The 14,258-nt window shown below is 59.8% G+C and carries 12 protein-coding genes; 7 read left to right on the forward strand and 5 right to left on the reverse strand.

Features of this window, described 5'->3' with window-relative positions; translation table 11 throughout:
• Positions 1-33: 33 nt before the first annotated feature.
• The 4 genes from J5289_RS16885 (at position 34) to J5289_RS16900 (ending at position 4,279) form a co-directional block, all read left to right on the forward strand.
• Positions 34-960, forward strand: a complete 927-nt coding sequence (locus J5289_RS16885; protein WP_209184982.1) for an ROK family protein — start codon at positions 34-36, stop codon at positions 958-960.
• On the forward strand, positions 932-1,660 hold the full coding sequence (locus J5289_RS16890; protein WP_209184983.1) for a copper homeostasis protein CutC: 729 nt from the start codon (positions 932-934) through the stop codon (positions 1,658-1,660). Before J5289_RS16885 ends, J5289_RS16890 begins: the two co-directional genes overlap by 29 nt.
• Positions 1,661-1,830: 170 nt before the next feature.
• Positions 1,831-2,649: a DUF6030 family protein gene (locus J5289_RS16895; protein WP_209184984.1), complete on the forward strand. Its 819-nt coding sequence runs from the start codon at positions 1,831-1,833 to the stop codon at positions 2,647-2,649.
• Positions 2,650-2,953: 304 nt separating this feature from the next.
• Complete coding sequence (locus tag J5289_RS16900; protein ID WP_111218918.1) at positions 2,954-4,279, forward strand: UDP-glucose/GDP-mannose dehydrogenase family protein; 1,326 nt, start codon at positions 2,954-2,956, stop codon at positions 4,277-4,279.
• Between the two features lie 102 nt (positions 4,280-4,381).
• Here the strand turns inward: J5289_RS16900 and J5289_RS16905 are convergent, their stop codons facing one another.
• Positions 4,382-4,594, reverse strand: a complete 213-nt coding sequence (locus J5289_RS16905) for a KTSC domain-containing protein (RefSeq protein ID WP_111218920.1) — start codon at positions 4,592-4,594, stop codon at positions 4,382-4,384.
• Positions 4,595-5,069: 475 nt separating this feature from the next.
• Here J5289_RS16905 and J5289_RS16910 point away from each other — a divergent pair, with 475 nt between their 5' ends.
• A complete protein-coding gene (locus tag J5289_RS16910) occupies positions 5,070-6,518 on the forward strand; it encodes a DHA2 family efflux MFS transporter permease subunit (protein WP_209184988.1) in 1,449 nt (482 codons plus the stop codon).
• A gap of 17 nt (positions 6,519-6,535) precedes the next feature.
• On the opposite strand, the gene J5289_RS16915 is transcribed toward J5289_RS16910, so the two are convergent.
• The 4 genes from J5289_RS16915 to J5289_RS16930 form a co-directional block, all read right to left on the reverse strand.
• Positions 6,536-8,080, reverse strand: coding sequence for a SpoVR family protein (locus J5289_RS16915; protein ID WP_142830352.1), 1,545 nt, complete (start codon positions 8,078-8,080; stop codon positions 6,536-6,538).
• A gap of 2 nt (positions 8,081-8,082) precedes the next feature.
• Positions 8,083-9,354 (reverse strand): YeaH/YhbH family protein, encoded by a 1,272-nt coding sequence (locus J5289_RS16920; RefSeq protein WP_209184989.1) that lies wholly within the window; start codon positions 9,352-9,354, stop codon positions 8,083-8,085.
• A 24-nt stretch (positions 9,355-9,378) separates the two neighbouring features.
• The gene (locus tag J5289_RS16925; RefSeq protein ID WP_209184990.1) at positions 9,379-11,325 is read right to left on the reverse strand and encodes a PrkA family serine protein kinase; all 1,947 of its coding nucleotides are present in this window, start codon (positions 11,323-11,325) and stop codon (positions 9,379-9,381) included.
• Positions 11,326-11,697: 372 nt separating this feature from the next.
• Positions 11,698-13,137 (reverse strand): NAD-dependent succinate-semialdehyde dehydrogenase, encoded by a 1,440-nt coding sequence (locus J5289_RS16930; protein ID WP_209184991.1) that lies wholly within the window; start codon positions 13,135-13,137, stop codon positions 11,698-11,700.
• 15 nt (positions 13,138-13,152) lie between these two features.
• Between J5289_RS16930 and J5289_RS16935 the strand changes: the two genes are divergently transcribed.
• Both J5289_RS16935 and J5289_RS16940 read left to right on the forward strand, forming a co-directional pair.
• Complete coding sequence (locus J5289_RS16935) at positions 13,153-13,362, forward strand: hypothetical protein (RefSeq protein ID WP_209184992.1); 210 nt, start codon at positions 13,153-13,155, stop codon at positions 13,360-13,362.
• Between the two features lie 38 nt (positions 13,363-13,400).
• Positions 13,401-13,811, forward strand: coding sequence for a BA14K family protein (locus tag J5289_RS16940; protein WP_209184993.1), 411 nt, complete (start codon positions 13,401-13,403; stop codon positions 13,809-13,811).
• The last annotated feature ends 447 nt before the right edge of the window (positions 13,812-14,258 follow it).

Genomic DNA, 14,258 nt, shown 5'->3' on the forward strand with positions numbered 1-14,258 from the left:
GCAACGTCGTCTCAATGCCATAGCGAGTGACGGATGATCGTTTCTTTTGACATCGGCGGGTCCGCCATCAAGGGCGGTTTTGCCCGCTCCCAATCCGATATCACGACGCTGCCGCGCCGGGTTACGCCCGGCCATGATTTCGAGGCCTTCGTCACGGTGCTCCGCGAGATTATTGCCGAGGCCCCGGAAAAGCCTGATGGCATCGCCGTCTCCATCGCCGGCGTCGTCGATCCGGACACTCAGACGCTGACCTGCGCCAATATTCCCTGCCTCCACGGTCGCAGGCTTGGCAGCGACCTGGAGACGGCGCTCGGCTATCCGGTGCTGATCGCCAACGACGCCGATTGCTTTGCCATGGCCGAGGCCTTTTCCGGCGCGGGTCGCGGTCACCGCATTGTCTTCGGCGCCATCCTCGGCACTGGGGTCGGTGGTGGACTGGTCGCCGACGGGCGGCTGGTCAATGCATCCGGCGGCTTTGCCGGCGAATGGGGCCACGGACCGATCGTTGCGGCCTTTGCCGGCACACCCCCTGTCGCCATTCCCGCCTACCCTTGCGGCTGCGGCCAAACCGGATGCGTCGACACCATCGGTGGCGCGCGCGGCATGGAACGCCTGTACGCGCTACTCCATGGCACCAGTGTTTCCAGCGAGGAAATCATCGGCCTTTGGCTCGGGGGCGACGATAAGGCGAGTGCAACGCTCGACGTCTACATCGATCTCGTCGCGCCGCCCCTGGCCCTGACCGTCAACATTACCGGCGCAACCATCGTGCCCGTGGCAGGCGGTTTGTCGAATGTCGAGCCGCTGCTGGAGCGCCTGGATGTCGCCGTGCGCCAGCGCATCCTGCGGAAATTCGATCGCCCCCTCGTAGTGCGTAGCCAGTGCCGCATCGAGCCCGGCCTGATCGGCGCCGCCATTCTCGGACTGCGAGATGTCGAGGATCGCCGCCATGTTGCTTGAGGTCTGCATCGAGGACAGCGCCGGCCTTGCAGCCGCCATCGACGGCGGTGCAGATCGCATCGAACTGTGCAGTGCGCTTGCCATCGGCGGCCTGACGCCGAGCGCCGGCCTGATGCGCGAAGCCGGCCAGCGTCAACTGCCTTGCTATGCCATGATACGTCCACGCGCCGGCAACTTCGTCTGGTCCGCGGAGGACATGGAGGTGATGTACGGCGATATCGACATCGCACGCAGCGCTGGATTGGCCGGCGTCGTACTCGGTGCCTCCCTGCCCGATGGCCGGCTGGATCGCGAAAGCCTCGACAAACTCGTCCGCCACGCCGAAGGTCTCGGCCTGACGCTGCATCGTGCCTTCGACCTCGTGCCCGACTGGCGCGACGCCATCGAAATCGCAGTCGATCTCGGTTTCGAGCGGATTTTGACCTCGGGTGGAAAAGTGACGGCTCCTGATGGGATCGAGGCGTTGGAAACACTGGTAGCACTCGCAGCCGGCCGGATATCCATCATGCCTGGCTCCGGCATCAATCCGCAAACCGTGAGCACCTTGATCCCGAGATTGGAGATCACCGACATCCACGCCTCCTGTTCTTCCAGCGCAGCATCGAGCGACCCGCGGCTTGTCTCCCTCGGCTTTGCGCCTGCGCTCGAGCGACGTACGGACGGCGCGGTGGTTCGCGCCCTGAAGGCGCTGGTCACCTAAGACGGGCTGCGTTGCCGACATGGCAAGCCCGATTGCCAGTGGGCTACAAAGAGGGCATGAATGCATCTGTTGCGTAAAAGCGTCCCTTCCGGACAGTCGGGAACTGCTGCTGCGCGAAAACAATGCTTTCACGGCTTGAGTCTCGACAGTGATTTCGCAGAGAGCATGAAATGACGGTTTCACCCCCGCGACGGAAAAGCCGCATCGTTTTCTGGCTGGCCGCGATCCTCATCCTGACGGGCATCGTCGCCACCGCGCTGCTTGCCAACGACCGGCGGAACTTGCGGTTTCTGGCTTACCGCTACCATATCGGATGGCTCGGATATGAAACCGTTATGCCGCCGAAGAAGCTACCGCAAGCCAAACAAGGCCCGCGGCCGGTTGCGCCACCGCCAAGCCCGCCTGCAGTGGTAAAACCGGTCGCGACGCGGCTTTTTACCAACCTGAATTCCGCGCCCAGCTTTTTCCTACGCCGCTGGAAAATCGCCGGCGAGAAGGCCTGCAATGCAATCTCACGAGCGGGCTTCCCCGTCGGCCCTTGGCATCAGGGCGCCATCGACAATTCGACATTCGAATGCAGCTACCAGACGCCGGTGTCGGAGACAGCAGCGGAAGAACAACCTTCGCTCTTCGTCATCGTCCGCGGCACGCCGAAAGGCGAGGTCAGCAGTATCCGGGTCAAGGCGATCCTGCCCGAGACCCCCGCCGGGCAGGAGCTACAGGCAAAATTCCAGGGCCTGGTCCACGCCATCGTCCAGGCTGTCGGCTGGAGCGACCTCAGCGATGCCACGGACCGCATTGGAAGGCTCGAGAACGTCACACAGTCGAGCTTCGGCGCAAGGATTGCATTCTCTCACGAATTCGCCGATCCGCGCCGTTTCAACCTCATTCTCGACATCGACAGGCCCACCGGCGACCGCATCGTCGCGGCCAATTTTTTCGACACGTCCAAGTGGTTGCCGCTGCCCGAAATTACCGCGCGCAAGTGAACCGAATTGGTACAGCAGCGGAGTGCAAACAAGGACAACGCAATTGCTGCGTTGCAACATACTGCCATTGCACTAAGATGGCATCGTTCTACATGTTCGTTTCACCGTTCATTCCGTAGGGGATTTCGATGAGGTAGCAGGCTTGAAGCCAGCCGGTAAAGCTCTGGCATCATTCATGAAACTGATGACATATCAGTTTATCTGTTTCTTGAGCGATTACGCAGGAGCCGGAAATCTGGCCACGTCAGCAACTTCAAATCGACCAACAGAACGCGTTTGCGTTGTCTGAAAAAGAGGAAAATCGATGCGTATCACGATGATCGGGTCTGGTTATGTGGGTTTGGTGTCAGGCGTCTGCTTTGCGGATTTCGGCCATGACATCATCTGCGTCGACAAGGACGAGAAGAAGATTGCAGCCTTGCGGGCCGGCGAGATCCCGATCTTCGAGCCGGGGCTCGAAAGTCTCGTGGCGGAAAATGTCCGCTCCGGCCGCCTGTCGTTTTCGACGGAAGTGGCAGAAAGCGTCGCCGCCAGCGATGTCGTCTTCATCGCCGTCGGCACCCCGTCGCGCCGTGGCGATGGTCATGCCGACCTGTCCTACGTCTATGCAGCCGCCCGCGAAATCGCCACCCACGTCAAGGGCTTCACCGTCATCGTCACCAAGTCGACTGTTCCTGTCGGCACCGGCGATGAAGTGGAGCGGATCATGCGCGACACCAACCCGGACGCAGACATCGCCGTCGTGTCCAACCCCGAATTCCTGCGCGAAGGCGCCGCCATCGAGGACTTCAAGCGGCCGGACCGCATCGTCATCGGCCTCGACGACGATCGTGCCCGGGCCGTGATGACCGAAGTCTACCGGCCGCTCTACCTCAACCAGGCGCCGCTGCTGTTCACCTCGCGCCGCACGTCGGAACTGATCAAATACGCCGCAAACGCCTTTCTCGCCATGAAGATTACCTTCATCAACGAGATGGCCGATCTCTGCGAAAAAGTCGGCGCCAATGTCCAGGAAGTCTCCCGCGGCATCGGGCTCGATGGCCGTATCGGCGCCAAATTCCTGCACGCGGGCCCAGGCTATGGCGGCTCGTGCTTTCCGAAGGATACGCTGGCTCTGGCAAAGACCGCCCAGGATCACGACAGCCCGGTGCGCCTCATCGAAACGACCATCTCGATCAACGATAACCGCAAGCGCGCCATGGGTCGCAAGGTGATCGCGGCTGTTGGTGGCGACGTTCGCGGCAAGAGCGTCGCGGTCCTCGGTCTGACCTTCAAGCCGAACACCGACGACATGCGCGACAGCCCTGCGATCTCGATCATCCAGACCTTGCAGGATGCCGGCGCCAAGGTGGTCGGTTACGATCCCGAGGGCATGGACAACGCACGCGGCCTGATCGAGGGCATGACGTTCGCAGCCGATGCCTACACGGCCGCCGAGGGCGCAGACGCTCTCGTCATCGTCACCGAATGGAACCAGTTCCGCGCACTCGATTTTGCGCGCCTGAAGCGGGTCATGGCCGCACCTGTGCTCGTCGACCTCAGGAATATCTACCGCCGCGACGAAATCACAAAGCACGGCTTCGAATATTCGAGCATCGGACGGCCGAACCAGACCAACGATCAACACTGATCGTCGTCAGCAATCAAAAAAAGGGGGCATAGCTTGGCGCTATGCCCCCTTTTTTATGCGTTACCCAAGCAGCATTGGAAACAACGCCAGCAGGTCTACTGCTTATCTCACACTCACATAAGGTTTGGATTCGCGTATGTGGTGGCGATAGTAGGAGCCCGGAGAATCGGCCGAGATCAGATTGCGGTAAATCTGTTCCGGCACGTTGCTGTAGGGCTCAACTTTGCCATTGTGAAACTCGATTTCCATGCGCGACGATTTCAGATCGTACGCAACAGCCGTAATGAGGCGCGATTTTATTTGAATGCGTTCCATTCCAAAATTCCCTTAGTTGCAAGAAATCAAAAACCAGAGCATGGGCACTGCTTCTACATCCCAGTCAGACGAACTTAGTATCTTTTAACGCTTATATTAAGTATTTAATAATAATAGCAATTCACAAATAATCAACGATGTTTACAGTTGCACTTCGCGGATAACGATTAACAACCTTGGGATGCGAAATGTCTCCGACTATCGAGATGAGTGCTCAGGCTACAGGAAACAGATCCTGCAATCAGCCTCCCCAACTCGCTTATGAAGAGCCCGACAGACCGTATTTCTCGCTATGCTGGGGCAATTTTACGGCAAACGAAGTGCTCGCCAAGAGTTGATCGGTCGCGCCCCTGCGTTGCAGGGTTTTACTTGCCCCGCGTGCGCGCAGTGGTGATATTCACCCTTCCTCCTTGTGCATCATCGCCGACGCCGAAAATGCGGAGCCAAGCCGCGACGGAAAGCCTGAATCAACAGCATGACACAGACTGAAAACGCCCCCTCGGACCCAGGTTTCGCCACCGAGCGCGATCCGCGACTGCGCTTCATCATCCCGGCCGTCGTTGCCGTCGCCTTCCTGATGGAGCAGCTGGATTCGACGATCATCGTCACAGCTATTCCCGCCATGTCCCACAGTCTTGCCGTGACGCCACTCGCCATGAACCTTGCGGTCACGGCCTATATACTGACGCTTGCGATGTTCATTCCGGTCAGCGGCTGGTTCGCAGATCGATTCGGTGCGCGCCGCATCTTTGCGCTGTCACTGCTGATCTTCACCATCGGCTCGGTACTCTGCGGGCTCGCAGTGAATTTCCCGATGCTGATCGCGACGCGTGCCTTGCAGGGCTTCGGCGGGGCAATGATGACGCCAGTCGGCCGGCTCATCCTCATTCGCAGCTTTCCGCGCAGCCAGCTCGTGACCGCCATGACCTACATGACCTTGCCAGCCATCCTCGGGCCATTGGTCGGCCCCATCCTCGGCGGCGTCCTGACGACCTATCTATCCTGGCGATGGATCTTTTACGTCAACGTGCCCTTCGGTATCGTCGGCATCGTCATGGCACTGCGTTACGTCGAGGATACCCGCGCCGACACGTCAAAACGGTTCGACGTTCCGGGCTTCCTGATGGTCGGCTCCGGACTGGTGCTGCTGCAATACGGCATCGAAAATATCGGCCGGCCGGCCATTCCCGTCCCGGCCATCGTTGCCGTCCTTTTCGCCGCATTGCTGCTGCTCGTCTTTTTCGTTCGATATGCGCGAGCCGTGCCGGCGCCGGCCGTCGACCTGACCCTGTTTCGGCTGCGCACCTTTCGTGTCGGGACGCTTGCCGGAGGCCTCTGTCGTGTCGGATTGAACGGCGTGCCCTTTCTGCTGCCGCTGATGCTGCAGATCGGCTTTGGCGTCAGCCCCATCGTCTCGGGCTCGCTGACCTTTGCCAGCGCCTTCAGCGCACTCGTGGTCCGGCCGATCTCGCAACGGCTGCTGCGGGCTTTCGGCTTCGACCGGGTGCTGACGTGGAGCGCCGTCGCCGGCTCGCTGACAGTCGCAGGCTTTTCACTGATGACGCCTCAGACACCCTATTGGCTGATTATCGTCTGGGTGTTTGTCTTCGGCCTTACGCGAGCCGCACAGTTTATGACGTCGAACACGCTCTCCTACTCGGACACGCCGGCAGCGCAGCTCAGCAGCGCCACGAGCCTCGGGGGCGTGCTGCAGCAGCTGAGCGTCAGCTTCGGCGTATCGATCGCCGCCATGCTGCTCGGTCTCGTCACAGCGGGCAGTGGCGCCCTGACGCTCGGCAGCTTTCATATCGTCTTTCTGGTCATGGCTATCATTCCGCTGCTTGGCCTGCCCGGCTTCCTGCAGCTGAAACCTGAAGACGGCCAGCAGGTCAGCGGCCATGTGCGAAGAATAGCCACGGACTAGGCGGATCTTCAGGGTATTCAGGCTGCCACGGCAACCTTGCGGGGACTGACCAGGTGATCCTTCAGCACGATACCCGCCCTGTCGATCTCCTGCAGCACGACATCGTAGCTCCAGAGATCCGCCAGATGCTGCAGCACCTTCCGGGTGTCGCCCTCCTCCAGCAGACTGCCGTTCATAACGGTGTGCCGCAGGATCAGCCGTCGGTCGCCGGGCAAGTCTACATCCACCACCTCGATATGCGGATCGATCCAGCCGATATCGTACTGCCGAGACAGTTCGCGGCGGACGCGCCGATAGCCGCGCTCGTCGTGGATTGCAGCCACCCGCATTCCCTCCTCCTCAGCCGGATCGTCGGTCAGGTGGAACAGCCGCAGCTTGCGCATAAGGTTGGGGCTGAGAAACTGGGCAATGAAGCTCTCGTCGCGATAGTTGGCCCAGAGATCGCGCAGGACCGCCATGGCATCGCCGGTTCCGGCAATCTCCGGGAACCATTCGCGATCCTCCTGCTCCGGCTTGGTGACGATACGTTCGATGTCCTGCATCATCGCAAAGCCGATGGCATAGGGATTGAGGCCGGAATAACGCTGGTCATCGAACTGCGGCTGGAACACCACATTGGTGTGGGATTTCAGAAACTCAAGAAAATCACCGTCGCCGATACCGCCGCGCTCGTGCAGGCGTGTCATGATCTCATAGTGCACATAGGTGGCCGTGCCCTCGTTCATGACCTTCGTCTGACCCTGCGGGTAGAAATACTGAGCTACATGGCGGACTATACGCAGGATTTCCCGTTGCCACGGCTGCAGGCGGGGCGCTGTCTTTTCGAGGAAATAGAGGATATTTTCCTGCGGCAGCCCGGTGATTGCCTGCCGGCGTTCGAGGCTGAGATCCGGTGCGCTCTTGCCGGCCTTGGTCGGCACGGTGCGCCAGAGATCGTTGAAGATGCTTTCGTCATGCGCCCGCCGCTCCTGCAGCCGGACTTCCTCCATCCGCAGGTCGAGCTTCTTCTTGCCGGCATAGCGGTGCACGCCGTGCGACATCAGCGCATGGGCGGAATCTAGCGTCCGCTCCACGGCCGCATGCCCGTAGCGTTCCTCGCAATTGGCAATATAGCCCTTGGCGAAATTCAGGTAATCGAGGATGCCGTCGGCGTCTGTCCACAGCTTGAACAGGTAGTTGTTCTTGAAGAAATGGTTGTGGCCGAAGGCGGCATGCGCAATCACCAGCGCCTGCATCGTCGCGGTGTTCTCCTCCATCAGGTATGAAATGCAAGGGGAGCTGTTGATGACGATCTCGTAGGCCAGCCCACGCAGGCCCTTGCGATAAAATGCCTCGTGATGGGCGAAATGCTTGCCGAACGACCAGTGCTTGTAGAACAGCGGCATGCCGATCGAGGAATAGACATCGAGCATCTGCTCGGCGGTGATGATCTCGATCTGGTTAGGATAGACATCCAGCCCAAGCTCGTTGACGGCGATGTCCTGGCAGGCATCGTGGATGCGCTGCAACGCGGCGAAATCCCAGTCGGCACCGTCGTAGAGACGCTTCATTGCCTTTGCCATTATCAGCCAGCCCTTGTCTCCGCAGCGCGGCGTTGAAAGAGATCATGGAATACCGGATAGATCTGGCTGCGGTCGCTGACTTTGCGCATCGATAGCACCGGCCAGCCGGCCGAAATCCGCTCATAGAGCTGCCAGACCGCCGAGCCGGACGAAATGGCGCCGCTGCGTCCTTCGCCGACTTCGAGATAGGCGAAATATTGCGTCGCCGGCAGAATCCAGTCCTGCATGAGAGCTGCTGTCGTCGTGCTGTCGGAGTAGGCGTTGTCGCCATCGGACGCCTGTGCGGCATAGATGTTCCAGTCGGAAGGTGGAAAACGCTCGGTCATGATCCGTCGCATCGCATCCAGCGCGCTCGATACCTGCGTACCGCCCGTGGCGGGGCTGCGGAAGAATGTCTCCTCGTCGACCTCCTCGGCCGTATCGGTATGGCGGATGAAGACGATCTCGACGCGCTTGTACTGCCTCGTCAGGAAGATATAGAGCAGCATGTAGAAGCGCTTGGCGAGATCCTTCATGTGCTCGGACATCGAGCCGGAGACGTCCATCAGGCAGAACATCACCGCCTGGGCGACCGGCCTCGGCTCGTTTTCGAAACGCCGGTAGCGAATGTCGATCGGATCGATATACGGAATGCGCCGCACCCGTGATTCCAGCGCCGACACTTCAGCCTCCAGTGCCAGCCGCTGATCTTCGTCGACACAATCGGCGATCTCGGCGTGCAGCATGGCCACCGCCTCCGCCTTCGGCCGGTTGAGCGCAACGCGGCGCATCATGGCCCGCTTCATGGTCCGGTTGATGGCGAGATTGGAGGGAGAGCCGTTTACGGAATAGCCTGCCCGCACCGGGTTTGGCTGTTCGGATGTGGCGAGCTTTTTCTTGGCCAGATCCGGAAGCTCGAGGTCGTCGAGGAAGATGTCGAGGAACTCGTCGCGGGTCAGCACGAAGCGAAAGGCATCCTCGCCGTTGCCATCGCCACCGTCGCGCGGCTTGCCTTTTCCGCCCGGCGGGCGGGAGAGAATATCGCCTTCGATGAAGGTCTTATTGCCCGGCAGGATGTGTTCGTGGATGCCGGCCGGGCCTTTCCGGAAGTGCGGCTCCTCAGTACCCCCAAGGGGAATGCTGATCTCGCCGCCTTTGAGAACGTCTTGAATACCGCGGCTTTGCGAGGTCTCGTAGACCGCCTTCTGTACCAGCGCCTTTGCTCGTCGCAGGAAGCGCTGGCGATTTTCGAGACTCTTGCCGCCTGGATTCAGGCGCCGGTCAACAATGTGCATTCCTACTCCTGTGTTGGGACTAGTCTAGCCTGCCTGTTTGACGCGCATGTACCACTCTACCAACCGGCGAACCTGGCGCTCCGTATAGCCGCGCGAAGTCATGCGCTCGACGAATTGCCCATGCTTCTTCTCCGTGTCGCCGTCCTTCTTCGAGCCGAAGGAAATCACCGGCAACAGGTCTTCCACCTGGCTGAACATCCGCTTTTCGATGACTTCGCGGATTTTCTCGTAACTCGTCCAGGATGGATTCTTGCCGCCGTTGCTCGCTCGCGACCGCAGGCAGAATTTTACCACCTCGTTGCGGAAGTCTTTCGGGTTGGCAATTCCTGCCGGCTTTTCGATCTTGGTCAGTTCCTGGTTGAGCAGGTCCCTATCCAGCATCTGGCCGGTATCCGGATCCTTGAAATCGACATCCTCGATCCAGGCATCGGCATAGTCCACATAGCGGTCGAAAAGGTTCTGGCCGTAGTCGCCATAGGATTCGAGATAGGCCTTCTGGATCTCGTGGCCGATGAATTCCGCGTAGCGCGGCGCCAGTTCCCCCTTGATATACTCCATATACTGCTTCTCGATCTCGGCCGGCAGTTGCTCCCGCCGGATCGACTGTTCGATGACATACATCAGATGCACCGGATCGGCCGCGATCTCTGTCGTGTCGTGGTTGAAGGTCGCAGCCAGAACCTTGAAGGCAAAGCGCGTCGAGACGCCGTCCATGCCCTCGTCGACGCCGGCTGTGTCGCGATATTCCTGCACGCTGCGGGCCCGGGGGTCCGTTTCCTTGACGCTCTCGCCATCGTAGACGCGAAGCTTGGAAAACGGCGTCGAGTTTTCATGCCGCGTCAGCCGCGACAGAACCGTGAAGCGCGCCAGGGTTTCCAGCGTCGACGGCGCGCACGGCGCCTGGCTAAGCTCGGACTCCTCGATCAGCTTCTCGTAGATCTTCTGCTCTTCCGTCACCCGCAGGCAATAGGGCACCTTGACGACGCAGATACGATCGATGAAGGCCTCGTTGTTCTTGTTGGCCTTGAAGGTCTGCCACTCCGCCTCGTTGGAGTGGGCCAGAATGACGCCTGAGAACGGGATGGCGCCGATATTCTCGGTGCCGATGTAATTGCCCTCCTGCGTCGCCGTCAGCAGCGGATGCAGCATCTTGATCGGCGCCTTGAACATTTCAACAAATTCAAGCACGCCCTGGTTGGCGCGGTTGAGACCGCCGGAATAGCTGTAGGCGTCGGCATCGCTCTGGGCGAGGCTCTCGAGCTTGCGGATATCGACCTTGCCGACCAGCGAGGAGATATCCTGGTTGTTCTCGTCGCCGGGCTCGGTCTTGGCGATGGCGATCTGGCGGAGCCGCGACGGCTGCATCTTCACCACCTTGAAGCGCGAGATATCGCCGCCGAATTCTTCCAGCCGCTTCAGGCACCAGGGGCTCATCAGCCCTGTCAGCCTTCGCTTCGGAATACCGTAGCGCTCCTGCAGCATGTCGCCCATCGCGGCCGGATCGAACAGGCTGAGCGGGCTTTCGAAAACTGGGCTGAGTTCGTTGCCGGCCTTCAGCACGTAAATCGGATGGACCTCCATCAGCGCCTTCAACCGTTCGGCCAGCGACGACTTGCCGCCACCGACAGGGCCGAGCAGGTATAGGATCTGCTTGCGCTCTTCCAACCCCTGCGCCGCATGGCGGAAGAAGGCGACGATTCGCTCGATCGTCTCTTCCATCCCGTAGAAGCCCTCGAAGGCGGGATAGGTCCGGATGGTCCTGTTGAGAAAGATACGTCCAAGGCGGGAGTCCCTCGACGTGTCTACAAACTGTGGCTCACCCATCGCGGCAAGTAGTCGCTCTGCCGCATTGGCATACATCAGTGGTTCGCCCTTGCAGGCTTCCAGGTATTCAGAGAAAGACATCTCGACTTCGCGCCGCGCTTCAAAGGAACGGGCGAAGGTGTTGAATAGTACATCCGTGTTGTACATGGCGCCTCATCGAGGTTGCTATTGCAAATACGCCTGATCAGCTGGATAACAATCCGCTGTATTCATATTTCGGTGACGTTTCTATGAAAGTGAAATGTGACCGTGAATCAAATGCTACGCTTGATTCGGCAATGCAGCAATATCCGAGGCAATCCCAAGTCACCGATTTAATGATAAAGATGCTCAGGGTTGCGCAATATTGAATGCGAATATACCTGAAGTGGCGAACGCGAGTGTGTGGTATTCAAGCGATATGCGCCATAAAACCGGTACCAAGCCATTGATTTCATAACAATCAATGCGAGTGGCACCGATAGAGGACGGCAAAATTGCCACATGCCGTCCGATTTTTTCCACAGAGCCTGTTTGTTATCAGGCGTTCATCTGGGAGATGAGGCGCGTTTCCAGATAGGAATCCACCGCCTCTGAGCCGCCTTCCGTGCCGTAGCCGGAATCCTTCATGCCGCCGAACGGTACTTCTGGAATAGAGAGACCGTTGTGGTTGATGGTCAGCATGCCTGCTTCCATCCGCTGTCCCAGCGCATGCGCCGTGTTGACTGACGTGGTGAAAGCATACGAGGCAAGCCCGAACGGCAGGCGGTTTGCCTCAGTGATCGCATCGTCGACAGTCGCGAAACGATTGATGATGGCGACGGGACCGAAGGGCTCCTCGTTCATGATGCGCGCATGGGTGGGCACGTCGGTGATGACGGTCGGCTCGAAGAAATTGCCTTCGTTGCCGATCCTGCGGCCGCCGGTGCGCAGCGTCGCGCCCTGCGACACGGCATCGTTGATCAGCGCTTCCAGCGCCGGGATCCGGCGCTCGTTGGCCAGCGGCCCCATCTGCACGTCTGCCTCGAGCCCGTTGCCGACCTTGATGGCCTTGGCGGCCGCGACAAACCCATCGGTGAACTGGTCCATGACGCCGTTCTGCACGAGGAAGCGCGTCGGCGCGACGCAGACCTGGCCGGCATTGCGGAACTTCGCCAGCGACGACACTTCGATGGCCTTGGCGATATCGGAGTCATCGAAGACGATTGCCGGCGCGTGCCCGCCGAGTTCCATCGTCGCCCGCTTCATGTGCAGGCCGGCAAGCGAGGCCAGCTGCTTGCCGATGGGGGTGGAGCCGGTAAACGAGATCTTGCGGATGACGGGGTGCGGGATGAGATATTCGGAGATCTCCGCCGGCACGCCATAGACGAGGTTGACGACCCCGGCCGGCATGCCCGCGTCGGCAAAGGCGCGAATCAACTCGGCCGGCGACGCCGGCGTCTCCTCGGGCGCCTTGATGATGATCGAGCAACCGGTCGCAACCGCTGCCGACAGTTTACGGACGATCTGGTTGATGGGGAAATTCCAGGGCGTGAAGGCCGCGACAGGGCCGACTGGCTGCTTGATCGTCATCTGCAGCACGCCGGTGTGGCGCGCCGGGATGATCTGGCCATAAGTGCGGCGCGCCTCTTCGGCAAACCAGTCGATGGTATCGGCAGCCCCGAGCGTTTCCGCCAGCGACTGCGCCAACGGCTTGCCCTGTTCACGCGTCATCACCCAGGCGATCATGTCCTTGCGCTCGCGCAGGAGATCGGCCGCACGACGCATGATCTTCGAGCGCTCGAAGGCGGACGTATCGCGCCAGACCTTGAAGCCCTTGTCGGCCGCAGCCAGCGCAAGATCCAGATCGCCCCGCTCCGCATAGGCGATCTGCCCGATGGTCTGGCCGGTCGCGGGGTCGCTGACAGGGATCGTCTTCTTCGAAAGCGCATCGCGCCATTCGCCATCGATGAAGAGTTTGACGTCGGGATAGGTATGCATGGAGAACCTCTTTGGATGATCAGGGCCGGCTTTCAGCAGATGCCGCAGGAAGCGGCGGTGCGACAAGCCTCCAACCGACCGTCGTCGATCGATAATGCTTTTATGGGAGCGCTGTACATGGTGTCAACGACGGCACAATTCCAGCCACTGGTCCAGCCACAGGTCCTGCCACTGGCGGCACCGGCCGAGGATCACGAAAACGCGAACAACTCTGGATTTCATTAGAAGAAGCGCCATATTCGTCTCACAAAAGGAGCGAGAACATGAAAAGACTAGCAATTATCGCGGTGTCGCTGATGACGGCATTCACCGCCATCACGCCTGCCGAAGCATTCCCCGTATCCGCTGCGCCGGTAGCCACGATCCAGAATTCGGATGTCGTGAACGTGCAATACAGCGAGTACAGGCACCATGGACGCCGAAACGGCGATCGGCGCAATTACTATCGCGGACGCGGCCACGATCGCCACTATGACCGCGGCTATCGTCGCCACAACAATACGGGTGCAATCATCGGCGGCCTAGCAGCCGGCGCAATCATCGGCGGCATCGTTGCCGGCTCCCGCTCGAACGGCAGCTCCCACGCCCAGTCCTGCGCCAACCGCTACAGAACATACCGCGCTTCGGACAACACGTATCAGCCGAATAATGGACCACGGGTGCAGTGCCGGTAAGCTATCGGTTTGAATGAGTTTGTGTGATGTTAGGCCGCCCGTGACGAGAGTTGCGGGCGGTTCTTTGTGTTTGCAGCCGCGCGAGACCTGCGCTTTTAAAGTCACGTAGTTTATAAAGATCGTCTAACCCCAAGGAGACGATGATAACAGACAAGGCATCCGGGTCCTACCCTGCGGGCACTATACGCCGAGCTAGCGGTCGACCCAAAGAAGACGCGATGCTGTTCGCGATCCGCAGAAATATCCAGAACTAGCTAAGCCGCAGTCGCGTTCGCCTTGACAATTGGTGAGGGTCTGGTGACGAAGAAGGGCGGAGAACTATTTACCGAAGGACTTGTCTAGAATCGGAAGAAGAGCCCGGCCTTTGCTAGGCAGCGCTGTTTTAAGTCAAGAGCTTTTGAGAGCCTATCATGTCTCCAACCGCTTTTGCAGGCGGTTGGTATTTTC

It is taken from the genome of Rhizobium sp. B230/85 (genome assembly GCF_019355735.1).
GTDB classification, from domain to species: Bacteria; Pseudomonadota; Alphaproteobacteria; order Rhizobiales; family Rhizobiaceae; genus Rhizobium; species Rhizobium rhododendri.